At 31.9% G+C, this 24,704-nt stretch carries 17 protein-coding genes; 1 reads left to right on the forward strand and 16 read right to left on the reverse strand.

All coding sequences use genetic code 11. The features are described 5' to 3' along the window. Positions 1-250 precede the first annotated feature (250 nt). The 8 genes from gap to F1592_RS12730 form a co-directional block, all read right to left on the reverse strand. A complete protein-coding gene (gene gap, locus F1592_RS12695; RefSeq protein ID WP_053016726.1) occupies positions 251-1,276 on the reverse strand; it encodes a type I glyceraldehyde-3-phosphate dehydrogenase in 1,026 nt (341 codons plus the stop codon). Between the two features lie 220 nt (positions 1,277-1,496). Continuing rightward, positions 1,497-2,105 (reverse strand): dephospho-CoA kinase, encoded by a 609-nt coding sequence (coaE, locus tag F1592_RS12700; protein ID WP_037536797.1) that lies wholly within the window; start codon positions 2,103-2,105, stop codon positions 1,497-1,499. A 16-nt stretch (positions 2,106-2,121) separates the two neighbouring features. Continuing rightward, positions 2,122-2,994, reverse strand: a complete 873-nt coding sequence (mutM, locus tag F1592_RS12705) for a bifunctional DNA-formamidopyrimidine glycosylase/DNA-(apurinic or apyrimidinic site) lyase (RefSeq protein ID WP_037536799.1) — start codon at positions 2,992-2,994, stop codon at positions 2,122-2,124. Between the two features lie 15 nt (positions 2,995-3,009). Next, entirely contained in the window at positions 3,010-5,640 is a 2,631-nt protein-coding gene (polA, locus tag F1592_RS12710; protein WP_053018214.1) for a DNA polymerase I, read from the reverse strand. Positions 5,641-5,882: 242 nt separating this feature from the next. Further along, a complete protein-coding gene (gene pnpS, locus F1592_RS12715) occupies positions 5,883-7,580 on the reverse strand; it encodes a two-component system histidine kinase PnpS (RefSeq protein WP_053016729.1) in 1,698 nt (565 codons plus the stop codon). Next, positions 7,580-8,290, reverse strand: a complete 711-nt coding sequence (locus F1592_RS12720) for a response regulator transcription factor (RefSeq protein ID WP_037536805.1) — start codon at positions 8,288-8,290, stop codon at positions 7,580-7,582. The genes pnpS and F1592_RS12720 overlap by 1 nt, the downstream gene beginning before the upstream one ends. Before the next feature lie 368 nt (positions 8,291-8,658). Then, complete coding sequence (gene icd, locus F1592_RS12725; RefSeq protein ID WP_149809708.1) at positions 8,659-9,927, reverse strand: NADP-dependent isocitrate dehydrogenase; 1,269 nt, start codon at positions 9,925-9,927, stop codon at positions 8,659-8,661. A gap of 43 nt (positions 9,928-9,970) precedes the next feature. Next, positions 9,971-11,089, reverse strand: coding sequence for a citrate synthase (locus F1592_RS12730; protein ID WP_037536808.1), 1,119 nt, complete (start codon positions 11,087-11,089; stop codon positions 9,971-9,973). Between the two features lie 349 nt (positions 11,090-11,438). On the opposite strand from F1592_RS12730, the gene F1592_RS12735 reads away from it, so the two are divergent. Beyond that, complete coding sequence (locus tag F1592_RS12735; RefSeq protein WP_037536810.1) at positions 11,439-12,800, forward strand: amino acid permease; 1,362 nt, start codon at positions 11,439-11,441, stop codon at positions 12,798-12,800. A gap of 118 nt (positions 12,801-12,918) precedes the next feature. Here F1592_RS12735 and F1592_RS12740 read toward each other — a convergent pair whose 3' ends face one another. The 8 genes from F1592_RS12740 to F1592_RS12775 all read right to left on the reverse strand — a co-directional run bounded on the left by F1592_RS12740 (position 12,919) and on the right by F1592_RS12775 (position 24,702). Next, positions 12,919-13,896 carry a tRNA dihydrouridine synthase gene (locus F1592_RS12740; protein ID WP_053016731.1) on the reverse strand — a complete coding sequence of 326 codons (978 nt, stop codon included), beginning with the start codon at positions 13,894-13,896 and terminating at the stop codon, positions 12,919-12,921. Positions 13,897-14,185: 289 nt separating this feature from the next. Next, entirely contained in the window at positions 14,186-15,946 is a 1,761-nt protein-coding gene (pyk, locus tag F1592_RS12745; RefSeq protein ID WP_149809707.1) for a pyruvate kinase, read from the reverse strand. A gap of 18 nt (positions 15,947-15,964) precedes the next feature. Beyond that, positions 15,965-16,933 (reverse strand): 6-phosphofructokinase, encoded by a 969-nt coding sequence (gene pfkA / locus F1592_RS12750; protein WP_037536816.1) that lies wholly within the window; start codon positions 16,931-16,933, stop codon positions 15,965-15,967. Between the two features lie 285 nt (positions 16,934-17,218). Further along, the gene (locus F1592_RS12755; RefSeq protein ID WP_053016732.1) at positions 17,219-18,166 is read right to left on the reverse strand and encodes an acetyl-CoA carboxylase carboxyltransferase subunit alpha; all 948 of its coding nucleotides are present in this window, start codon (positions 18,164-18,166) and stop codon (positions 17,219-17,221) included. Beyond that, entirely contained in the window at positions 18,159-19,025 is an 867-nt protein-coding gene (gene accD / locus F1592_RS12760) for an acetyl-CoA carboxylase, carboxyltransferase subunit beta (protein WP_053016733.1), read from the reverse strand. The genes F1592_RS12755 and accD overlap by 8 nt, the downstream gene beginning before the upstream one ends. Positions 19,026-19,153: 128 nt before the next feature. Then, complete coding sequence (gene ystJ, locus F1592_RS12765; RefSeq protein ID WP_053016734.1) at positions 19,154-20,383, reverse strand: NADP-dependent malic enzyme; 1,230 nt, start codon at positions 20,381-20,383, stop codon at positions 19,154-19,156. Between the two features lie 155 nt (positions 20,384-20,538). Beyond that, the gene (locus F1592_RS12770; protein ID WP_053016735.1) at positions 20,539-23,742 is read right to left on the reverse strand and encodes a DNA polymerase III subunit alpha; all 3,204 of its coding nucleotides are present in this window, start codon (positions 23,740-23,742) and stop codon (positions 20,539-20,541) included. Positions 23,743-23,763: 21 nt separating this feature from the next. Continuing rightward, the gene (locus F1592_RS12775) at positions 23,764-24,702 is read right to left on the reverse strand and encodes a DHH family phosphoesterase (protein WP_053016736.1); all 939 of its coding nucleotides are present in this window, start codon (positions 24,700-24,702) and stop codon (positions 23,764-23,766) included. Between the last annotated feature and the right edge of the window lie 2 nt (positions 24,703-24,704).

Consider the following 24,704-nt stretch of genomic DNA (forward strand, 5'->3'; position numbering starts at 1 on the left):
TCACCCTCTTGAATAGATTATGATTCATTATACTATAAAAGCATTCTTGACAAAAGAAGTCTAATTCTCATTTAAATTAAACTAAAACAAAAGTATCTCAATAAGAATCTAGTTTTATGCATAATATATTTCTTAAATGACAAGAATGTGTGAAAGTTTAAATACAAAATCACATAAAAATAAAATACGAGACTATCAAATCTTAGTCAAAAGATTTAACAGTCTCGTTTTAATTTACAGTAATGTCTTGTTAGTTAGCCGTTGCAACATTTTCAGAGCCAATTAATTTAGCAATTTGTTGAGCAACTTCAACTACTCTATTTGAGTAGCCCCACTCATTATCATACCATGCAATCACTTTTACTTTATTATCATCCATCACAATTGTGTTTTGAGCGTCAATAACTGCTGAATTAGGATTTGTATTGAAGTCCATTGATACTAGTGGCGCGTCTTCTACATCGAGAATACCATCTAGGCCAGCATTTCTGAATGCATCATTGACTTGTTCAGCTGTAATATCTTCTTTTAAATCTACAACTAAGTCTACAAGTGACACGTTTTTAGTTGGCACACGTAAAGCTAAGCCATGCAATTTACCTTCTAATTCAGGAAGTACTTCTTTTAAAGCTTTAGCTGCGCCAGTTGAAGTTGGAATAATACTTTCATTACATGAACGTGCACGACGTAAATCTTTATGCGGATTATCAATATTATTTTGATCGTTAGTAATCGCGTGTACTGTTGTCATAAGACCGTTAACGATGCCAAATTTATCATTAAGCACTTTTGCTACCGGACCAATACAGTTAGTTGTACAAGATGCATTACTAAAAATGTCATATGTGTCTACATCTAATTGGTTATCATTTACCCCTTTAACCACCATTTGTACATGGCCACCCTTAGAAGGACCAGTTAGTAATACTTTTTTAGCACCTGCATTAATATGGCCTATTGCTTTATCGCCATGATTAAATTTACCTGTAGCTTCAATTACAATATCAATGTTTAAGTCTTTCCAAGGTAAATTTTCAGGGTTACGGTCAGAAACAAGTTTAATATCTTGTCCATCGACACGGATACCGTTCTCAATTGGTTCAACTTTTTTATCAAATCTACCATGAGTAGTATCATAATTTATTAGATGCGCAATTGTTTCAGGTGGATAGCTTGCGTTGATCGCTACAACATTTAAATCTTCTTTATGTAATGCGATTCTTAACACCATTCTACCTATTCTACCCATACCATTAATTGCAATATTTGTTGACATTTAAAGCACCCCTTGATTGTTTGTTTATATGTTATACTTTATAAAAATAGTGTAACATAATAATTTGATTTTGAAAGCGTTTTCTATTAATTTTAAAAAATTTTTTAATCGACAATATTTGGTTAACAAAAAAGCTCTAATAGACTTATCTATGTAAAAATTTGACATTTACATCATTCATCTACTAGAGCCGAAGCATAAATAATTGCTTAAGCAAATTTTATATATCTTTGTTAATAAAACCTTTATCAGTCAATAGCTGTTCTAAGTTTTGTTTCAGTTCCAACTTATCCCCTAGGTTATCAATAACATGGTCTGCCATTCTACTCTTTTTATCTATTGATATTTGACTATAAACGCGCGCTTTCGCATCCTCTAATGACAATTGATTTCGCTCCATCAATCTCTCAATTTGAATACTTTCAGACGTATATACTAACCATACTTCATCAACTGTATTTTGTAATTCATTTTCAAAAAGAAGCGGGATATCCATTATGACATCATAACCCTGATTAAGATATGATTGCTTTTCTTCTTCCATTATTTCTCTAACTATAGGATGCACAATATCATTTAACTCTAAACGTTTCTCTGGGTGATTAAAAACAATTTCACCTACATATTTGCGATCCATTTCACCTTCATCAGTAATAGCACTATCACCAAAAGCTGCTCTAACTTGTTCTAAACCTTTGGTTCCTTTTGCAACAGCTTTTCTTGCAGCTATATCAGCATCTACAACTTTAAAACCAAATGCTGTTAATAACTCAGAAACCGTTGACTTTCCAGTGGCAATACCACCTGTTAATCCAATAACTTTTGGCATAAATATTCACTCACCTTTATTTCTGACAATGTGGACAAAAATGACTATTTCGCGATGCAATGACTTTTTGCTCAATGTCATGACCACATATTTTACATGTCTTTTGTTTATATACATTTAAGTGTAATTGCATTTCTCCTGTCTTGCCATCAGCATGACGATAATCAGAAATGCTAGTACCGCCATTATTTATACCCTCATTTAATACTTCTTGAACATAATAAAATAACATTTGTCGTTCTTGATTAGACACATCTTTTACTTTCCTCTCAGGTAAAACGCCTGCTCTAAATAACGCTTCACATGCATAAATATTTCCACAACCTGCTATCATTTTATGATCAAGCAACATTTGTTTAATAGGTTTGTTTTGATATTTCTTAAGTTTAATACGGTCTAAAAAATAGTTTAATGCTTTGTCATCAAAAGGTTCAGGCGCAATTTCAAGAAAAGCTGGATAATCATTATAAGTAGCCAGATTTCTTAGTTCACCAAATCGTCTAATATCAGAATAAACGAGTTGTTTACCATTATCTAAATGAAACACGACATGCCAATGTTTTCGATAGTTAGGTGTACTAATATCTGATAATTTATCGACAATAAAAAATCCGCCTGCCATACCTAAATGACTTAATATAATACGCTGGTTGTTATTTTTTTCAATAGTGAAGACAATGTATTTACTTCTTCTATCAACGGATTTTATTTTAAAACTTTCACTATTCAATCTGAAACCATCCAGATTAATTCCTTTGATAATTGTCTCTTTTCCTTGTTGTTTACCCTCAATAACTTTGTTTGAAAATGTCACACTTTTAATAGTTGCATTCAATATATAAGGCTCTATACCCCTTTTAACGTGTTCAACCTCTGGTAATTCTGGCATTTCTAATTCCTCTTTCTATTTTGCATCATACCATGTAGATCCATAGTTAGAATCTACTTTTAACGGCACATCTAATTGTAATGCGTGTTCCATAATTTCCTCAACAAATAAACTAAAATCTTCAACTTCATTTTCAGGTACTTCGAAAATTAATTCATCATGTACTTGAAGTAATAATTGGGCATGATAAGACGTTTGTTTAATTTGTCTATCAAACTCGACCATTGCTAATTTAATAATATCTGCTGCACTACCCTGTATTGGAGTATTCATTGCCGTACGTTCAGCAAAACCTCTCAAATTAAAGTTTCTACTATTAATATCTGGTATATATCTACGACGGTGCAATAATGTTTCAACATATCCATCTACTTTCGCATCTTTGACAATATCTGACATGTATTGTTTTACACCTGGGAAACTTGCCAAATAATCATCTATAAATGCTTTTGCTTTTTTTCGAGTAATGTTCAAGCTCTGGCTTAAACCATAATCACTAATACCATAAACTATTCCAAAGTTAACAGCTTTAGCTTGTCTTCTCATTAAAGCGTTAACTTCATTCGCTTCTACATCAAATACTTTCATCGCAGTAGCAGTATGAACATCTCTTTCATGGATAAATGCTTCTTTCATACTTTCATCTTGGGTAATATGAGCTAGTACACGTAATTCAATTTGAGAGTAATCAGCTGATAATATCACACTATCATTTGAAGTAGGCTTAAAAGCTTTTCTAATCTTACGTCCTTCTTCAAGACGGACTGGTATATTCTGTAAATTAGGATCTACACTTGATAAACGACCAGTTTGCGCTAATGTTTGATTGAAGCGAGTATGAATTCTGTTATCTTTACTTATAACTTTTTGTAATCCCTCTACATAAGTGGATTGTAATTTTGATAATTGACGATATTCAAGTATATAGTCAATGATTGGGTGCTGACCTTGTAATTGCTCCAACACATCAACTGCAGTAGAATATCCAGTTTTTGTTTTTTTAATGACTGGTAGTTCTAGTGTTTCAAATAATACTACACCTAATTGTTTAGGAGAGTTAATGTTAAATTCTTCCCCCGCTGCTTCGTGAATATTACTTATTAGTAAATCTAATTTTTCTTGGATTTCAGACTGCATTTGTTTTAAATCATTAATATCCGTATAAATTCCTGTTTCTTCCATTTCACTTAAGATACGTGCAAGTGGAAGCTCTAAATTTAACAATAGATCAGTTTGTTGGTGTGATTCTAATTCAGTAACCATTTCAGGTTTGCAGGCATAAATTGCCTCTGTGATTGTAGCAATATGCTTATTTAAAATTGCGTCTTCTGGAACATGTCGCTTTTTCCCTTTTCCATAAATTGAAATATCATCTTGGACATATTTTTGATTATAATTACTTACTACAGAGTTCACATCATCTATCGTTCTCGATGGATCAATAATATAACTTGCTAACATAACATCAAATACAATATTTTTTATATCTATATCTAATCTATGCGCAACAACGTATGTTTTTTTAGCATCATAAACAATTTTTTCTGTAGTCTCATTCTCTAGCCATTTAATCAATTCAGGATATTCCTTTAGTTGATTGGAAGCTATTACAACATGGTGCACTCCATCATAAAATCCAAATTTTAAAATTGTATCCTGTAAGTAATTGGTACCATCTACTTCGATGTGAATCACAGCTTCTTTTAATTCTTTAAAATTTATGGTGTTAAAATCATTACTCACTTCAATGACTTTATCTTCGTGTTTCTCTTCAGTATTATTACTATCTATATCAGATAATAATTGTTTGAATTCTAACTTTTTGAATAATTCAATTTTATCTTTATTATCATCTTGATTTTTTAGCTCAGTATCTTGTAATGCAACTTCAATTGGGCTATCTTTATTAATTGTTGCTAATTCTTTACTCATGAATGCATCTTCACGACTGTTTTCAAGTTTTTCCTTTAATTTTTTTCCTGAAACAGATTCTATATTGTCATAAACACCTTCAACAGTATTGAATTGTTTCAATAGTTTGATAGCCGTCTTTTCACCTACACCAGCAACGCCTGGGATGTTATCAGATGTGTCACCCATAAGACCTTTCATATCTATAATTTGACTTGGATTGAGTCCCTCATATTTTTCATTAATGAATTCTGGAGTATAATGATCAACATCTGTTACACCTTTCTTAGTGTAATAAATTGTAACATTATCAGTTGCTAACTGTGTCAAATCTCGATCACCAGTAACAATAATCGTTTCAAACCCTTGCTCGTTAGCTTCTTTACTTAATGTGCCTATAATATCATCAGCCTCATAATTTTCTAACTCATAGTGCTTTATATGGTAAGTATCTAATAATTGTCGAATATACGGGAACTGTTCGCTTAACTCAGGTGGGGTACTCTGTCTTCCGCCTTTGTATTCACTAAATTTTGAATGTCTAAATGTTGTTTTGCCGGCGTCAAACGCAACTAAAAAGTGTGTTGGTTGTTCTTCTCTTATAATCTTTTCCAATAACATAGCAAAACCGTATACAGCATTCGTATGTATTCCTGCTTTGTTAGAAAGTAGTGGTAATGCATAAAATGCTCTAAAACTTAAACTATTACCATCAATTAAAACTAATTTATTCAAAGCGTATACCTCCAGAGTGATTTTATTATATTTTAGCATATAACCTGTGGCATAACGAATGTATGGTTTATACAATAGCTTTTCACACTCTGCATTACTTATTTAAATAAAAAAGGCACTTTCATATCCTCAACCAATTTTTGGTGCAAGTATACGAAAGGCCTTAAAATAATAGTAATAATTATTAATCAAAATAAAAGTTCTAGTAACTCGATATTTTAGTCATTCTTTATTGAACGATATTATTCTTGTTCATCTAAAAATGAAACTTTAAATAGCGAGCCTTCACCAATATTGCTTTCGACATTAATCGTTCCATGGTGTGCCTCTACTATATGTTTTGTTATAGATAAACCTAAACCTGTACCGCCTGAATCTCTACTTCTTGCTTTATCCACCCGATAAAATCTTTCAAAAATATGCTTTTGATCACTTTTATCTATTCCAATACCAAAGTCTTGTATTTCTAAATTTACTTCATGTCCTTCTCTATACACTCTTACAATAACCTCATTATTCTCAAGTGAATAATTAATTGCATTTGATAGTAAATTAGTAATGACTTGTGCGATTTTGTTTTCATGTGCTTCTATAATGACATCTTTTTCTATATCGGATACTATTTTAATATTTTTATATCTTGCTTGGTTTTGTAAGTTATCAATAGTTGTGTAAGCAAGCTCTGATAAATTCATAAATGCTGTTTCTATCTCTGTTTGTTGTTCGATATGTGATAAATCCAATAAATCCATAACGAGTGACTCAATACGATTAGATTCTTTTAAAATAATATTTAAGAACATATCAAGTGATTCTTCATCGTTTTTCGCACCTTCGATAAGTGTTTCAGCGAAGCCTTTAATAGATGTAATAGGTGTTTTAAGCTCATGAGATACATTTGCAACAAACTCCCGACGCAAGTTTTCCAATTTTTTCAAATTTGTTATATCATGCATTACTACAACCATACCTTGTAACTTTTTCTTAGATTTACTTAGTATTGGAACACATGACAAATCGAAATATTTATGATGAACATTATTTAATAAAATTTCTATCTGATCATATAGTGGCTTTTCAGTTTTAAAACTTTCTAGAATTAATTGTTGAATTTTAGGATCTAAATATGATGTATAGTTTTTATTTTCAACCTTACCGTTTGGCCTAAACAACTCATAGTATGCATGATTGGCCACAACAATTTCACCATGTTTGTCGATCATTAATACTGAACTTGGTATATTTTCTAATGTTGTTTTTAATCGATTTGATTGCATTTTTTGTTTATTATTAAGCTTTTGTAAACGTCTTGCAAGATCGTTAGTTGTGACAAATAGCGCTTTTGTCTCCTTAACATTGCTTTCAGGTACTCTAACATGATAGTATCCATCAGCAATTAACGAGGTAGCATAAGTCACTTCATTAATCGGTCTAATATATGTACGATTGATGCTTCTAACAGCTAAATAAATCGCTAAAAGAACAATAATTCCTATTAAAGATAAATACTTCCACATACTCTTTTGTAATTCAAGAATCTCAGTATTCATCCCACTTATGTATATCGTTTTGTCATTGACAGTTGTTTTAAATGTGTATCTAACCTGACCATTTTCTCTTTTATAAATGATATTTGATGGATTAGCTTCATTATCGATGTTATCATTTATTTTATTTTGGTTACCAGTTTGGTATATCACCTTACCATTTTCAGAAATTCTAACAATTAAATTTTGATTAGCTGAAATATTTTTAATTTCATTATTATCATTTTGCTTGTTTAATTTCAAAAAATTTTCAGATACATGTTTGAGTTCCGTAACCTGAGCTGTTGATAATATTTGATAAATTGTATGATGAATAATGACGCCTAAACCAATAAAACTGATTATAGTAATTGTGCTTAATAGCAATAATAATCTATGATGAAATTTAAGCATTAAGCTTTAGGTCTCTCTAATTTATAACCAAGTCCACGAACAGTTTTAATTAATTTAGGTTGTTTCGGATTCTCTTCGAGTTTGTCTCTTAAATGACTTATATGAACATCAACAATTCGAGAATCTCCTGCGAATTCATAATTCCATACAGAATTTAACATGTGTTCTCGAGTGATTACTCGCCCTTGTCTTTCTATTAGATACAACAATAGTTCAAATTCTTTAGGAGTGAGTTCTAATAATTCATCATCTTTATATACCTCAAAGAATTCAGGTCTGATTCTAATATTTTCAATCAATATATCCTCATCATCAACATCTTCTTTTTCAATTTCACTAGCAAATTTCGATCTTCTCAAGATAGCTTTAACTCTCGCCACAACTTCTCTAGGAGAAAAAGGTTTAGTCATATAATCATCGGCACCTAATTCTAATCCTAATACACGATCAAACTCATCATCTTTTGCAGTTAACATTAAAATAGGTACTAAATTCTTATCAGAACGTATTGTTTTACATACTTCAATACCATCTTTTTTAGGTAACATTACATCTAAAACGACAAGTTCTGGTTGAATTTCATTTACCTTTTCCAAAGCTTCTTCACCATCGTAAGCTACCTCAACGATGTAACCAGCCGTTTCAAGATTATATTTAAGTAAAGTTACAATTGATTGCTCATCGTCAACCACTAATACTTTTTGTGACATAATGTGCCTCCCTGAATTAATATAACATTTCAATTTCATTATAACGGAAGTTAAAACAAAAATAACATACAACATATTAAATTTACATAATCTTAACAATCATATGATTATTTTCCACATATTGAGTATTTATTTTATTATTTTTAAAAAATTATTAACATATTATAAACAAAATAAAGTTATTTGTTTTACTTCATAATAAAAAAGCGGAACAGAATTTAATTTAAATTCATTGTTCCACTTTTATTATAAATTGCTATGATCGATAATCCCTTAAACTTGCGCTATTGTGTTAACTACTACATTAGTGCAATGCATCATCAATCTATTAATTTTTAAAAATTTTAAAATATTAATGTGTAATTAAATTACTTTAAGTTTTTAATTAACTCATCAGCGAATTCTGAAGTTGATACTTCAGTAGCACCATCCATTAAACGAGCAAAATCATAAGTTACAACTTTAGAAGCAATAGTAGCTTCAATTGCATCAGTAATCTTATCAGCGGCTTCTTGCCAACCTAAATGTTCTAACATTAGAACTGAACTTAATAATTCAGAAGATGGGTTAACTTTGTTTAAACCAGCATACTTAGGTGCAGTACCATGTGTTGCTTCGAAAATAGCGTGTCCTGACTCATAGTTAATGTTTGCACCTGGTGCAATTCCAATTCCGCCCACTTGAGCTGCTAAAGCATCTGAAATATAGTCACCATTTAAATTCATTGTAGCAACTACATCATGTTCTGCTGGACGAGTTAAAATTTGTTGTAAGAAAATGTCAGCGATAGAATCTTTAATAATGATTTTTCCATCTTGTTCAGCTTTTTCTTGAGCTTGATTTGCTGCATCTTTACCATCTTTTTCAACAATTTCATCATATTGTTGCCAAGTAAATACCTTATCAGCAAATTCATTATGAGCTACATCATAGCCCCATTGCTTAAATGCGCCTTCGGTGAATTTCATAATATTACCTTTATGAACAAGCGTAACAGTTTTACGATTATTATCGATTGCATACTGAATTGCAGCTCTAAGTAAACGTTCAGTACCTTCTTTAGAAACTGGTTTTACACCAATACCTGAAGTTTCTGGGAAGCGAATGTTAGTAGCACCCATTTCATTTTGTAAGAAATCAATGATTTTTTTAACTTCATCAGTACCTTCTTTAAATTCGATACCTGCATAAATATCTTCAGTATTTTCACGGAAGATAACCATATCAACATCTTGTGGACGTTTAACTGGTGAAGGGACACCTTTGAACCAACGAACTGGACGCAAGCATGTAAATAGGTCTAATTCTTGACGTAATGCAACATTTAATGAACGAATACCACCACCAATTGGTGTAGTTAAAGGTCCCTTAATAGCGATTAAATATTCTTTAATCGTGTCAAGCGTTTCTTGAGGTAACCATTCACCTGTTTCATCAAAAGCTTTTTGACCTGCTAGTACTTCTTTCCATTCAATACGTTTTTCGCCGTTATATGCTTTTTCAACAGCTGCATCAATAACGCGACTCGCTGCTTTCCAAATATCTGGGCCAATACCATCACCAATAATAAAAGGAATAATTGGTTCATTAGGTACATTTAATCCATCGTTAATTCTAGTAATTTTTTCAGCTGACATAATTTTACCTCCAAATATTGTGAAATCTATTAAAGTTTATAATTTATCTTTCTTCAATTGGTAAATACTTACGATTAGTTTCACCGACGTAATTAGCTCTAGGACGCATTATTCTATTATCACGATATTGTTCTAGGATATGTGCTGTCCAACCAGATGTACGACTTACCGCGAAAATTGGCGTGAATAAATCGTGTGGAATATCCATACTGTGATATACAGTAGCACTAAAGAAATCGACATTAGGAATAAGTCCTTTTTCTTCTTTCATACGTTTCTCAATAGCTATTGAAATATCATATAATTCACTTCTACCAGTTTCAGAAGTGATTTTTCGGCTCATCTCACGTAAATATTTAGCTCTTGGATCCCCGTCTTTGTATACTCTATGACCAAATCCCATGATTTTTTCTTTATTTTTGAATTTTTCATCTAAATAAGCATCAACTTCATCAACTGATTTAACATCAGCAAGCATGCTCATTACTTGTTCATTTGCTCCACCATGTAAAGGTCCTTTTAATGAACCCACAGCAGCTACAATACCTGAGTACATATCAGATAAAGAAGATACGGCACAACGTGCAGTAAATGCAGAAGCATTAAGTTCATGGTCAGCATGTAACACTAATGCTTTATTAAATGCTTCAACTTCAGTATCTGTTGGTAATTCTCCTCTTAACATATATAAGAAGTTAGCTGCATAACTTAAATCAGGATTAGGTTTAACAGGTTCTTTACCTTCACGAACACGCGCAAATGCTGTAACTAAAGATGCAATTTTCGCTTGAATACGTATTGCTCTTTCTTTTCTATTTTCTTCTGTTTCATTTTCAGCATCAGGATCAAAATGAGCAATATATGATACAGATGTACGTAGTGCCGTCATAGGGTGCACATTATCAGTTGCGTATTCTTCAAAATGCTTATAAACTCTTGGGTTTAAAGTCATATAATGATTAAATTTTTCTCTTAATGCATCTAGTTCATCTTGAGTAGGCAATCTATAATTCCATAATAAAAACACTACTTCTTCGAACAATGCATTTTCTGCTAAATCATCAATATCGTATCCCGCATACGTTAATTGACTATCAATAATTGAACTGATTTTAGTTTCAGCTGCAATTACCCCTTCTAAACCTTTTTGTAATTCTGCCATAAGTAATTCCCCTTTTCTTATACATAATGTAATGGCTTTCAAATACTATTATAGCCAATGTGATAAGTTTTGTGAACGATTATATATCGCTCAATAAATGCTATTTAACTTTAAATTTTTAAACTTATTTTTACTTAAATACCCAATAAACGCCATTATATAAGCTTTCATTCCAATTTAAATTATGTAATTAATGAGAAAATATTGAAAATTTCAATTTAATTATCAAGCTTGATTACAATTATTTAATCTAAATTTAAAGGAATTTTTAGAAAAAATTCGAAAAATAATTGTCGAATTGAATTTATAAGTGCATAATAATATTAATTAAATGTAAGGGAGTTGTCTTATGGCTGAAGAAAAATTACAAAGAGGATTGAGTAATCGTCATGTGCAATTGATTGCTATTGGCGGCGCTATTGGTACTGGATTATTCTTGGGAGCAGGTCAAACAATAGCAATGACTGGTCCATCTATTCTATTAACTTATATTATTATAGGTTTCATGTTGTTCATGTTTATGAGAGGCTTAGGTGAGATTATAATTCAAAATACTCGCTTCAAATCTTTCGCCGATGTGACAAATGAATACATAGGACCGTTTGCTGGTTTTGTAACTGGTTGGACTTATTGGTTGTGCTGGATTATAACAGGTATGGCTGAAGTAACTGCCGTTGCTAAATATGTTAGTTTCTGGTTCCCTGCAATTCCAAACTGGGTTAGTGCACTATTCTGTGTACTAATATTAATGTTATTTAATTTGCTTAGTGCTAAATTATTTGGTGAATTAGAATTCTGGTTCGCTATAATTAAAATTATAACTATCATCGCTTTAATCGTTGTAGGTTTAGTCATGATTTTAATGGCATATAAAACACAATTTGGACATGCGAGTTTTACAAATTTATATAAACATGGCATCTTTACTCACGGTGCATCTGGTTTCTTTATGTCATTCCAAATGGCATTGTTCTCATTTGTTGGTATTGAAATGATTGGTGTAACTGCAGGAGAAACTAAAGATCCTCAGAAAACAATTCCAAAAGCTATCAATGCTGTACCGTTAAGAATTTTAGTATTCTACGTTGGTGCATTAGCGGTAATTATGTCTATTATTCCTTGGGATAAAGTTGACCCTAGTGAAAGTCCATTTGTTAGATTATTCTCATTAATTGGTATTCCTTTCGCTGCTGGATTGATCAACTTTGTAGTATTAACTGCTGCAGCATCATCTTGTAATAGTGGAATATTCTCAAATAGTCGTATGTTATTTGGTTTATCAGAACAAGATCAAGCACCACCTATCTTTAGAAGTACTAATAAAAATGGTGTTCCTCATTTTGCTATTATTGGTTCATCTGCATTATTATTAGTAACAGCATTATTAAACTACATCTTCCCAGATGCTACGTTAGTGTTTACTTATGTAACAACAATTTCGACTGTATTATTTATTATCGTATGGGCATTAATTATTATTGCTTATATTAACTATCACAGAAAAAATCCTGAGCTACATAAAACTGTATCTTATAAACTTCCTGGTGGTAAATATATGGGTTACGCAATATTAGTATTCTTCTTCTTAGTATTTTGTTTATTATTTGTAAATGAAACAACTAGAAATGCTATTTTCTTAACTCCGATTTGGTTTATATTACTAGGTTTAATGTATTTGAGATATAGACAAGTTGCTAAGCATAATAAATAATTTAAAATTTTTATGAGATTATAATAGCCAGTAAATGAATTAACATAAAAATTCATTTACTGGCTTGTTATTTATAATAAACCTATTATCTAATAACTATATCTAATGTTTTAGAAAGTTAATTTATATCTTCTTCAATTTTAGACTCAAATTCATCTAATAAATCGCGTGCTTCATCAATCGATTCTGTACTCATTAATTGATGACGTAATTGACTTGCTCCTTTAATCCCCTTCACATAAATCTTAAAAAATCTTCTTAAACTTTTGAATTGTTGACTTTCATCACTTGAATATTTCTCAAACAATGATAAATGCAATCTAAACAAATTCAATAGTTCTTTACTAGTATGTTCACGGGGTTCTTTTTCAAAAGCAAACGGATTATTAAAGATCCCTCTACCTATCATCACGCCATCAACACCATATTTCATCGCAAGTTCATGTCCAGTTTTTCTATCTGGAATATCTCCATTAATCGTTAGTAATGTATTAGGTGCGATATCATCTCTTAATTGTTTAATTGCTGCGATTAATTCCCAATGCGCATCTACTTTACTCATCTCTTTGCGTGTTCGAAGATGTATGGATAAATTAGCGATATCTTGTTTAAAAACGTGCTTTAACCAATCTTTCCACTCTTCAATATCATAATAACCTAAACGTGTTTTAACACTAACAGGTAATCCACCAGCTTTAGTAGCCTGAATAATCTCAGCAGCTGTTTCAGGTCTTAATATTAAACCAGAACCTTTACCTTTTTTTGCGACATTAGCTACTGGACATCCCATATTTAAATCTATACCTTTAAAACCCATTTCAGCTAAACCAAAGCTCATTTCTCTAAACTGCTCGGGTTTATCGCCCCATATATGTGCTACCATAGGCTGTTCATCTTCACTGAATGTCAATCTTCCACGAACGCTATGAATACCTTCCGGATGGCAATAACTCTCAGTGTTTGTAAATTCAGTGAAAAAAACATCAGGTCTAGCAGCCTCACTAACAACATGTCGAAAAACGATATCAGTAACGTCCTCCATAGGTGCTAAAATAAAAAAAGGACGTGGTAATTCACTCCAAAAATTTTCTTTCATAATAATTAAACCTTCTTATAATAGTATATCTCAATTAATCCATGTTATATTACCACAAATTATAACCTTATTCAAAATGAAATTTTATAACTCAATTAACTTTCCTATTTGAAATTCTCATTTAATGAATTTCCTTCTAATGAAATGAAAAAACTGAGAAAAACTCTTCACGAGCTTATTCCCAGTTTAATCAACTATTGCGAATTTGCAATATCGCTTAGAAATATTATCTGTTCTGGCTCTCTTATCTTACTAGGTTAGCCATCATTCTTAATAATAAATTAATGAATTAAAGTACGTTAGCATACCCTTCAAATATTTTACCTTGGGCAGCATCTACTGTTACTAAAATACCATCTTTTAATTCTTTAGTAGCATTTTCAACACCTATAATTGTTGGAATACCTTTTTCAAGTCCAATAATCGCACTTGGTGATGTGATACCATTTTCTTCTGTAATTAATCCAACTGCTTGCTCAATATAAGGCACTAATGTCTCATCTACTGAATTAGTAACAATAACTGATTCACTTAAATCTACGCCTTCTAAATCACTTGCACTATTAGCAACTAAAGTTTTACCAACTACTGATCCACGACCGACACCTTGTCCTTTTGCAATTTCATCTCCAACTAAATGTAATTTCATCATATTAGTTGTACCTTTTTCACCAGTAGGTACACCAGCAGTAATAATAATTAAATCACCATTAGTAACTCTTCCAGTTTCAACTGCTGTAGCAACTGCATTATTTAATAGGTCATCAGTAGTTTTACGACCTTTTTTAATTACAGGATATGCACCCCAAACTAAAGCAAGTTGACGTGCAGTGTGCTCGCTTGGAGTAACCGCAATGATATCAGAATGTGGACGATATTTAGAAATAGTTACTGCAGTAGATCCACTTTCAGTTGCTGCAACAATAGCTTTAACTTTTAAATTTAAAGCAGTATGTGCAACTGAAACACCAATAGCATTTACTAATGAAGTTTCTACTAGTTTAGTACGGTCTGATAATAATTTTTTGTAATCTTGTGCCGCTTCAGCAGAAACCGCAATATTTCTCATTGTTTTAACAGCCTCTTCTGGATATAAACCAGCAGCAGTTTCACCAGAAAGCATAACTGCGTCAGTACCATCATAAATTGCGTTAGCAACGTCACTAGCTTCCGCTCTTGTCGCACGAGGGTTACGTTGCATAGAATCTAACATTTGAGTAGCTGTGATAACTGGCTTACCTAGTTTATTACATTTTCTAATTAAATCTTTTTGTACAATTGGTACAGATTCTGGTGGAATTTCAACACCCATGTCACCACGAGCTACCATTAAACCATCAGAAACTTCTAATATTTCTTCTATATTGTCAATACCTTCTTGGTTTTCAATTTTAGGGAAAATAGTGATATTATGATTGTTTTCTCTTTCAAGAATCTCACGAATATCTAAGACATCACTTGGACGTCGTACAAAGCTTGCTGCGATATAATCAACATCTTCTTTGATACCAAATAAGATATCATCAGCATCTTTATCAGTAATACCTGGTAAATTAACTTTTACACCTGGTAAATTTACGCCTTTTTTATTTTTTAATTCACCCGTATTTAAGATATCACATTTAACTTCGCCTTTTGTTTTATCGATGTCTTTTACTTGTAGTTCAACTAAACCATCATCAAGTAAAATGTAAGAACCTACTTGAACATCGTTGATTAAATCTTCATAAGTTACTGAGAATTTTTCAGGTGTACCTTCAACTTGAGACATACTAACGATAACTTCTTTGCCTTTTTCAAGCATAATTAAGCCATCTTTCATGTCATGTGTACGAATTTCAGGTCCTTTAGTATCTAATAAGATACCAATTGTTTTACCTAATTTATCAGCTACTTTACGAATCGTATCAATACGTGCTTTATGCTCTTCATGACTACCATGAGAGAAATTCAAACGCGCTACGTTCATACCAGCTTTCATTAATTTTTCTAACATTTCCTCAGACTCTGATGCAGGTCCAATTGTACATACAATTTTAGTCTTTCTCATTTTAAAAAGCCTCCTAAATTAAATAGATAACTCTTTCGCTAATTCATAAATATCAGTATTGAATTTATGGTCGTTACCATTGAAAATTTCATCAAATGGTGTAGCAGTCAATTTGTTATTCATAATACCTACTCCATGTCCAGAACGACCTTGTATTAATAAATCAACGGCGTAACCACCTAAGCGTGAAGCTAATACTCTGTCAGCACCTGATGGGCTACCACCACGTTGGATATGGCCCAGTACAGACACACGTGCATCAACATTAATATATTTCATTAATTGATCCGCACATTCTTGTCCACTCATACTGCCCTCAGCTACCATGACGATTGAGTGTTTTTTACCTCGTTTGATACCTTTTTCTATTTTTTCGGCAATATCTTTAATATCTGTATTGGCTTCAGGAACTAATATTGTTTCAGCACCAACTGATAAGCCAGCCCATAATGCTAAATCACCACAATCACGTCCCATAACTTCTACAATAAAAGTTCTAGCATGACTTGAAGCTGTGTCTCTAATCTTGTCTACACTATCAATAATTGTGTTCAACGCTGTGTCAAACCCAATAGTGAAGTCAGTACCATTAATATCATTATCAATAGTACCTGGAATTCCTATTGTTTTAATATCTTTCGTTTCTTCACTAATACGTTGGGCACCTCGGTAACTGCCATCTCCCCCAACTACTACTAGTCCCTCAATACCACGTTTGTGTAAATTCTCTATACCTTTTTGTCTTACACTCGCCTCTTTAAATTGTGGACATCTTGCAGAGTAAAGGAAAGTTCCTCCACGTTGAATTGTATCCCCTACTGAACCCAATTCAAGTTTATGAATATTGTCATCAAGTAACCCTTGATAACCTTGATAAATTCCATAAACTTCAATGTTGTTATAAATCGCCTTACGCACAACTGCTCTAACAGCAGCATTCATGCCTGGTGAATCTCCACCACTAGTTAAAACCGCAATTTTCTTCATGACGACATTCCCTTTCCTAACTAGATTTCTCTTTAATAATAAATTACCACAATTTTTTTTAGTGTTCCATCAATATAGGTGCACAAAATTCATGTAAACGTTTTATAATCAATATTTCTTTTCGAAATAAAAAAAGGGTGAACAATATTCAACAAGAATCAATTGTTTCACCCCTATAGGGAAAACTACAGCTAGAAAAATATAATAAAGGTTCCTTCACAACTTAATTTGCAACTGTGTTTTCAAAGTAGTTTTAAATATTAATTTGTATGTGTCCCAGCCCAGCTATTTTTCAATAAAAGCACCGATATTTCTAAACTTATTAAATCTATCTTCAACTAATTCATCAGCACTTTGTTGTTGAAGTTGTTCTAATTGATTTACGAATGCTTGCTTAATATCAATAGCTTGTTGTTCTATATTATTGTGTGCACCACCTAAAGGTTCGTCAATCACACTATCAATAACGTTTAAATGATGTAAATCTTTTGCAGTAATTTTCATAGTTTCGGCAGCCATTTTTGCTAATGAGCTATCTTTCCATAACAGTGCCGCTGCTCCCTCTGGGGAAATAACAGAATACGTACTGTTTTCAAGCATCATAATTCGATTAGCTATACCTATTCCTAGTGCGCCACCACTACCACCTTCGCCGATAACGATAGCTATAACTGGCACTTTTAGTGATGCCATCTCAACTAAGTTTCTAGCAATAGATTCACTTTGTCCGCGTTCTTCAGCAGCTTTACCTGGATAAGCACCTTTAGTATCAATGAAAGTAAAAATAGGTCTATTAAATTTCTCTGCTTGTTTCATTAATCTTAATGCTTTACGATAACCTTCAGGATGCGCCATACCAAAATTTCGATATATATTATCCTTAGTATCTTTACCTCTTTGTTGGCCTATAACTGTAACAGGGGTACCGTTTAAATACCCAATTCCACCAATCATTGCAGGGTCATCTCTAAAATTACGATCTCCATGTAATTCAATAAATGAATCGAAGATATATGGAATATAGTCTAATGTCGTAGGTCGTTCTTGGAGACGAGCAATTTGCACTCTATCCCAAGGCTTAAGATTGGTATATATTTTTTTGGTTTCTCTATCAAGTGATGCTTCAAGTAAATCAATTTCATCTTGTAAATCTACATCATTTTTTTCTTGAGATTGCTTAAGAGATTCAATTTTATTTTTTATTTCAAAAAGTGGTTTTTCAAAATCAAGCATCTTTATTCACCTCTTGGTGCAATTTTAATAATTGAGCAAGTGTTTCTTTCATCTCTTTACGGTGAACAACTTTATCAAGTTGACCATGCTCAAGAAGAAACTCTGAAGTTTGGAAATCATCTGGAAGTTTCTCATTTATAGTTTGCTCAATAACACGTCGACCAGCAAATCCAATTAAGGCTTTAGGTTCACTTAAATTGATATCCCCAACAGATGCAAAACTAGCAGAAACACCACCAGTTGTTGGATGCGTAAGATAAGAAATATATAATAATCCGGCATCTGAGTGTCGTTTCAGTGAAACACTCGTTTTACCCATTTGCATCAATGAAATAATACCCTCTTGCATCCTAGCACCACCACTTGCAGAAAATAATATGAATGGTAGTCTATGTTCTGTTGAATAATCAATAATTCGACATATTTTCTCACCAACAACTGAACCCATACTTCCCATTCTAAATCTAGCATCCATAACAGCTACACCAAATTGAACACCATCTAGTTTGGCAGTACCGGTTACAACCGCTTCGCTTAAATCAGTTTTTTGTTGGTCTTTTTCAATTTTTTCTTGATAACCAGGAAAGTCTAAAGGATTTGCTGATGTCATTCCTTTATCAAATTCAACGAAACTATTTTCATCAGTTATTGCTTCAATTCTCTTATATGCAGGTAATGCAATATGGTGATCACAGTTAAAACATACATTTAAATTCTCATTTAATTCTTTTGTATACATTATTTTTTTACATTTTGGACATTTAGTCATAATACCTGCTGGTACTTCATTTTGTTTTGAATCTTGAACTGTTAAATATTTTCGTTTTTTACTACTACGATTAAAAAAGTCTTTAAACATTCGTAAACCTCCACCTAACCATACAACCTTAATTTATTACATCTCAATTTAATATATGATCGAACATAAAATATGAGTTAGAAATAATACATGTCTTTGTTTTTTATTAAAATTGTTGCAATTCTAGGTTATTTCAAGTCTGTTAATTGCATTGTTTTATCATAAACTTTTTGAGGATCCACTTCAATTCTTGCCACGCCAGTTTCCATTGCAGCTTTTGCAACTTCACGTGCAACTGAAGGAGCTACCCTTTTATCGAAAGGACCAGGAATACAATAATCCGGATTTAACTCATCTTCATCTATAAGATTAGCAATCGCTTCAACCGCCGCTTTCTTCATATCTTCATTTATGTGTGTTGATTCAGTGTCTAATGCACCTCTAAAAATACCTGGGAACGCAAGTACATTATTAATTTGGTTTGGAAAATCTGAACGACCTGTTCCTACAACTTTAGCGCCTGCTTCTTTAGCATCATCGGGCTTGATTTCTGGATCTGGGTTAGCCATTGCAAAGATGATTGCATCATCCGCCATTGATTTAACCATGTCTTTTGATAGTAAGTTAGCAACTGAAACACCTATAAATACATCAGCATCTTTAATTACATCTTGTAATGAACCTTCAATTTTATCTTTATTTGTGAATTTAGCTACATAATCCTTAGTGTCATTCATACCATAAGATCGACCTTCAAAAATAGCACCTTTTGAATCGCACATTATCATATTTCTGACACCGTAAGAATCTAATAATTTAACAATTGCAATACCTGCTGCACCTGCACCATTTAACACAACTTTAATATCAGATAAATCTTTATCAACAATTCTTAGTGCATTGATTAAACCAGCCATAGTAACAATCGCTGTACCATGTTGATCATCATGGAAAACTGGAATATTAGTTTCTTTTTTAAGACGATCTTCTATTTCAAAACATCTTGGTGCTGAAATATCTTCTAGATTAATTCCTCCATAATTAGGTGAAATTAATTTAACTGTTCTAATAATTTCTTCTGTATCTTTAGTATCTAAAGCGATAGGTACACCATTTATACCTGCAAAACTTTTAAAAAGAACAGCTTTACCTTCCATAACAGGAATACTAGCTGAGGCACCAATATTACCTAAACCTAAAACTGCAGTGCCATCAGTAACAACAGCCACAGTATTTCTTTTAATCGTGTAATCATATACAGTTCTTGGATCTTCATGTATTTCTTTACACGGTTCTGCTACGCCTGGTGAATAGGCTAAACTTAATTCTTCTTTATTAGTAACTTTGATATTAGGTGTAATTTCCAACTTACCTTGATTTTCTTTATGCATTTGTAATGCATCATCTCTTAAAGACATTAAATCAACCCCTGTTTATTTACTAAAATATCGAAAGTTCATCAGTATAATGAATATATATTCTCTGCATTTAAAATTTTTAAGATAAAATAAACTGATGACTTTATTTTATAAATCATCAGTTTACTATATCATAATTTTTTTATACATAAAAGTTATAAAATTCTTATATCTTTTGGATCAAAAGCCTCAACAAAGTTTTTAATTTCATTCGATGTTTTATCCATACTACCCAAATAATCAAGTTCTCCAGTTTGTTCATTATATATATTCACTTTAATCATATGGTTGTTTTGATGATCATTAAGAATTTGTTTAATTTCATCTAAGTTTTGAATGTTTCTTAAAATAATTTGAGATGCCTCATTTATTTTAGTTACTTCAAAATGTTCAACTGAATCCATTTGATTTAAAATGAGCTGCAATTGTTGTTTTCTCTTTTCAAATTTCCCCCAAACAATATACATTTCTCTCTCATTTAATTGAGTTTCATACCGTTTGAACTTATCTGGAAATAAAACTGCATCCATCGTATGTCGTCCATCATTTAGAACTAAAAATGCCATATTTTGACCATTCTTGGTCCTTATTTGTTTGATTTGATCTACTTGAACCAAAATAGGTTTGTGATTAACAACATTACTTAGTGTATAGATACCTAAATATTGCTTTTTATTAAATTGCTTTTCAACTGGATGATTAGAAACATAAAATCCTAAGTATTCCATTTCGTAACTACTAATCATTTGATCACTAAATTCCTCTTTATCAGTGTAAGCTTGCTTAGGTGTTAAAATATCCATTAACAAATCGTTTTGTTCTACATTTGACACTTCATCTAAAACTTGATCAATAGAACTTAATAAAGTTGAACGTGTTTTTCCAAAAGTATCAAAAGCACCTACCAATATTAATGATTCAAGTAATTTTCTAGTTTTTATGCGATTTGGTATTCGTCTAGTAAAATCAAAGAAATCTTTATACTTACCATTTTGATACCTTTCATCAACAATTGATTTAACGCTCTGATAACCAACACCTTTGATAGCACCTAAGGATAGATAAATATTTGATTTAGTTGCTCTATAATACCAATGGCTTTCATTAATATTAGGAGGCAAAATTTTCAATTTTTGATTTTTAGCTTCATCAATTATGGCCGCTGTTTTAGATTCATTACCAACGACATTACTCAAAATATTAGCGTAAAAATAATTAGGATAGTGAACCTTCAAATATGCCATGATATATGCAATTTTTGAATAACTTACTGCATGCGCTCTAGGAAATCCATAATCAGCAAACTTAAGAATTAAATCAAATATTTGTTTACTTATCTTCTCATCATATTTATTTTTTATCGCACCTTCAACAAAATGTTGTCTTTCACTTTCTAATACTGCTCTATTCTTTTTACTCATGGCACGACGTAGAATATCAGCTTGTCCATAACTAAAGCTAGCAAATTGACTAGCGATTTGCATAATTTGTTCTTGATAGATTATTACACCATACGTATTTTTAAGTATGGGTTCTAAATCAGGATGTATGTATTTAATTTCACTTTCGTTATGTCGTCGTGAAATATAAGTCGGAATTTCTTCCATAGGTCCTGGTCTATATAAAGACGTAACCGCAACGATATCTTCAAAATGTTCAGGCTGAAGTCGTTTTAATACTTTTCTTACACCTTCGGATTCAAGTTGGAAGATTCCAGTTGTATCTCCCCTAGATAATAACTTAAATACATCTACATCATTAAACGGTATCTCTTCAATCTCTAGAGTAATATTTAAATCTTTTTTTACTTGAGTGATAATTTGATGTATGATAGATAAATTTCTTAACCCCAAAAAGTCAATCTTTAGTAGACCAATTCGCTCTGCCTCTGTCATCGTCCATTGCGTCAATAAACCAGTATCGCCCAATGTTAGTGGTGCATAATTATATAGAGGTTGATCATTAATAATAATACCTGCTGCATGTGTTGAAGTATGTCTAGGTAAGCCTTCTAATTTCTTACTTAATTCAAACCACTTTTCATGTCGATGATTTCTATGTACAAATTGCTTAAATTGCTCATCCTCATATGCCTTATCTAAAGTTATACCAAGTTGATGAGGTATTAACTTAGAAATTTCATTTAAAGTTTTATCATCAAATCCAATTATGCGACCTACATCTCTTGCAACGGCCCTAGCCAATAAATGTCCGAATGTGACAATACCCGAAACACGATGTTTTCCATATTTGTCTTGAACGTATTGAATGACTCTTTCCCTACGCGTGTCTTCAAAATCAATATCTATATCTGGCATTGTTACACGTTCAGGATTTAAAAAACGTTCAAATAATAGATTAAATCTAATTGGATCTACTGTAGTAATGCCGAGTAGAAAGCTAACTAATGAACCAGCTGAGGATCCTCGCCCAGGACCAACCATAACATCATGTGTTTTAGCGTAGTGAATTAAATCACTCACAATTAAAAAGTAGTCTTCAAAACCCATTTCAGTTATAACGCGATATTCATGTTCTAATCTTTTTGTATAGCGTTCATCATGATCTAATTCCATCTTCTTTAAACTTGATTGGAGTTGTGACCATAAATACTCTTTTGAGGAACTACCTGATGGTGCATCGAATTTAGGTAGTAAATTTTGATGATATTCTAATCTTGCACTACATAAATTAGCTAGTTCAAGTGTATTATTCCATACCTCTCTGTCTATATTTAATGTTTCTAATTCATTTTGATTAGGAAAATGTTCCCCAATATCTTCAGTATCATTAACCAAATCTATCTTAGTATTATTTTTAATTGCTTCAAGTGCTGGAATCGTCTCAACATCTTCTTGATTTAAGTATCGTGCATTTTCAAACCAAACTACTTTTATATTATTATAAAATGCTAAGTCGCTTGAATGATTTATAAATATATTTTGGTGGTTTTGAAATTGTTCAACTATAGAATAATGAGATTGATTTGCTTGTTTAAATATGATTGCTATATTTGTTGAATACTTTTTTAACCACTCAACTGATATAACGTCTTTTTGCTTCATTTTAATTGCAGAAGAGAGTTGAAATAGTGATCTTAAGCCATCATTATTTATAGCTAAAACCACAGTCTCAATTGTATACAAACCATCCGTAACGTTAACTGTCATTCCAAAAATTGGTTTAATATTGGCTTTAATACAAGCATCATAAAATTTAGGGAAGCCATATAAGACATTAGTATCAGTAATCGCTAATGTATCATAATGATTATGTTGTGCTTTTTTAACTACATCATCGATTCTCAAACTAGAATTTAATAAATCATATGCTGTATGAAGATTTAAATGAGCAACCATGAATGACTTCCTTTCTTAAATTTATAATTTCTGACGTAAAGCTTGTGCTAATTCTTCAAATTCACCCCAACTATAGACTGACACACCTGATGCATTTGGGTGGCCTCCCCCACCAAATTGATTAGCGACATCATTAATAGTGATCCCTTTAGATCGAATACGACATCTAATTTGATCTCCCTCATCTACACCAAACATCCATATTTTTAAACCGCTAATATCCGCAACTGTATTTACAAATTGAGAAGCTTCATTAGGCTGAATGTCAAACTGCTTTAAAACATCATTAGTTATTTTAATTTGACAATATTCATGTGAAGCTGATAGTTCAAAATTTTGTAAAATATATCCTTGGAAAGGAATTAATTTAGGATCTTTTTCGGACATTTTATTTAATTCGGCATTATGATTGAATGGATATGCCAATAATTGACTAGCAACTTCCATTGTATGGGGTGATGTATTACTGAATAAGAATCGCCCTGTGTCTCCAACAATACCTAAATACAATACTCTAGCTACTTGTTCATCAATTATACTTAGATCATTAAAATGTGCGATGAAATCAAATATAATTTCACTTGTAGAAGATGCCTCAGTATTAACAAAATTTACATCACCGTATTGATCAGTAGCAGGATGATGATCTATTTTAATTAATGACTGTCCCTTTAAATATCTTTGATCATCAATACGTGGTGCATTTGCAGTATCACATACAATTACAAGTGCATCACTATATACACTGTCATCAATTTCATCTAAGTCTCCTATAAATGATAATGATGGTTCAGCTTCACCTGCAGCATAGACATTTTTTTCGGGGAATTTTCGTTCAAGATATAACTTTAATCCAAGTTGTGAGCCATAAGCATCTGGATCAGGTCTCACATGTCTATGAATAATAATTGTTTCTGCCTCTTTAACTCTTTGCATGATTTCATTAAAAATTTCTACCATTG

Source organism: Staphylococcus sp. GDX7P312P (assembly GCF_008385775.1).
GTDB classification, from domain to species: domain Bacteria; phylum Bacillota; class Bacilli; order Staphylococcales; family Staphylococcaceae; genus Staphylococcus; species Staphylococcus haemolyticus.

Excerpts from the sequence above, each read along its gene's own strand:
- gap (WP_053016726.1), bottom strand. The coding sequence starts at position 1,276 with ATGTCAACAAATATTGCAATTAATGGTATGGGTAGAATAGGTAGAATG.
- coaE (WP_037536797.1), bottom strand. The coding sequence starts at position 2,105 with ATGCCAAAAGTTATTGGATTAACAGGTGGTATTGCCACTGGAAAGTCA.
- mutM (WP_037536799.1), bottom strand. The coding sequence starts at position 2,994 with ATGCCAGAATTACCAGAGGTTGAACACGTTAAAAGGGGTATAGAGCCT.
- pnpS (WP_053016729.1), bottom strand. The coding sequence starts at position 7,580 with ATGCTTAAATTTCATCATAGATTATTATTGCTATTAAGCACAATTACT.
- F1592_RS12720 (WP_037536805.1), bottom strand. The coding sequence starts at position 8,290 with ATGTCACAAAAAGTATTAGTGGTTGACGATGAGCAATCAATTGTAACT.
- icd (WP_149809708.1), bottom strand. The coding sequence starts at position 9,927 with ATGTCAGCTGAAAAAATTACTAGAATTAACGATGGATTAAATGTACCT.
- F1592_RS12730 (WP_037536808.1), bottom strand. The coding sequence starts at position 11,089 with ATGGCAGAATTACAAAAAGGTTTAGAAGGGGTAATTGCAGCTGAAACT.
- F1592_RS12735 (WP_037536810.1), top strand. The coding sequence starts at position 11,439 with ATGGCTGAAGAAAAATTACAAAGAGGATTGAGTAATCGTCATGTGCAA.
- F1592_RS12740 (WP_053016731.1), bottom strand. The coding sequence starts at position 13,896 with ATGAAAGAAAATTTTTGGAGTGAATTACCACGTCCTTTTTTTATTTTA.
- pyk (WP_149809707.1), bottom strand. The coding sequence starts at position 15,946 with ATGAGAAAGACTAAAATTGTATGTACAATTGGACCTGCATCAGAGTCT.
- pfkA (WP_037536816.1), bottom strand. The coding sequence starts at position 16,933 with ATGAAGAAAATTGCGGTTTTAACTAGTGGTGGAGATTCACCAGGCATG.
- F1592_RS12755 (WP_053016732.1), bottom strand. The coding sequence starts at position 18,166 with ATGCTTGATTTTGAAAAACCACTTTTTGAAATAAAAAATAAAATTGAA.
- accD (WP_053016733.1), bottom strand. The coding sequence starts at position 19,025 with ATGTTTAAAGACTTTTTTAATCGTAGTAGTAAAAAACGAAAATATTTA.
- ystJ (WP_053016734.1), bottom strand. The coding sequence starts at position 20,383 with ATGTCTTTAAGAGATGATGCATTACAAATGCATAAAGAAAATCAAGGT.
- F1592_RS12770 (WP_053016735.1), bottom strand. The coding sequence starts at position 23,742 with ATGGTTGCTCATTTAAATCTTCATACAGCATATGATTTATTAAATTCT.
- F1592_RS12775 (WP_053016736.1), bottom strand. The coding sequence starts at position 24,702 with ATGGTAGAAATTTTTAATGAAATCATGCAAAGAGTTAAAGAGGCAGAA.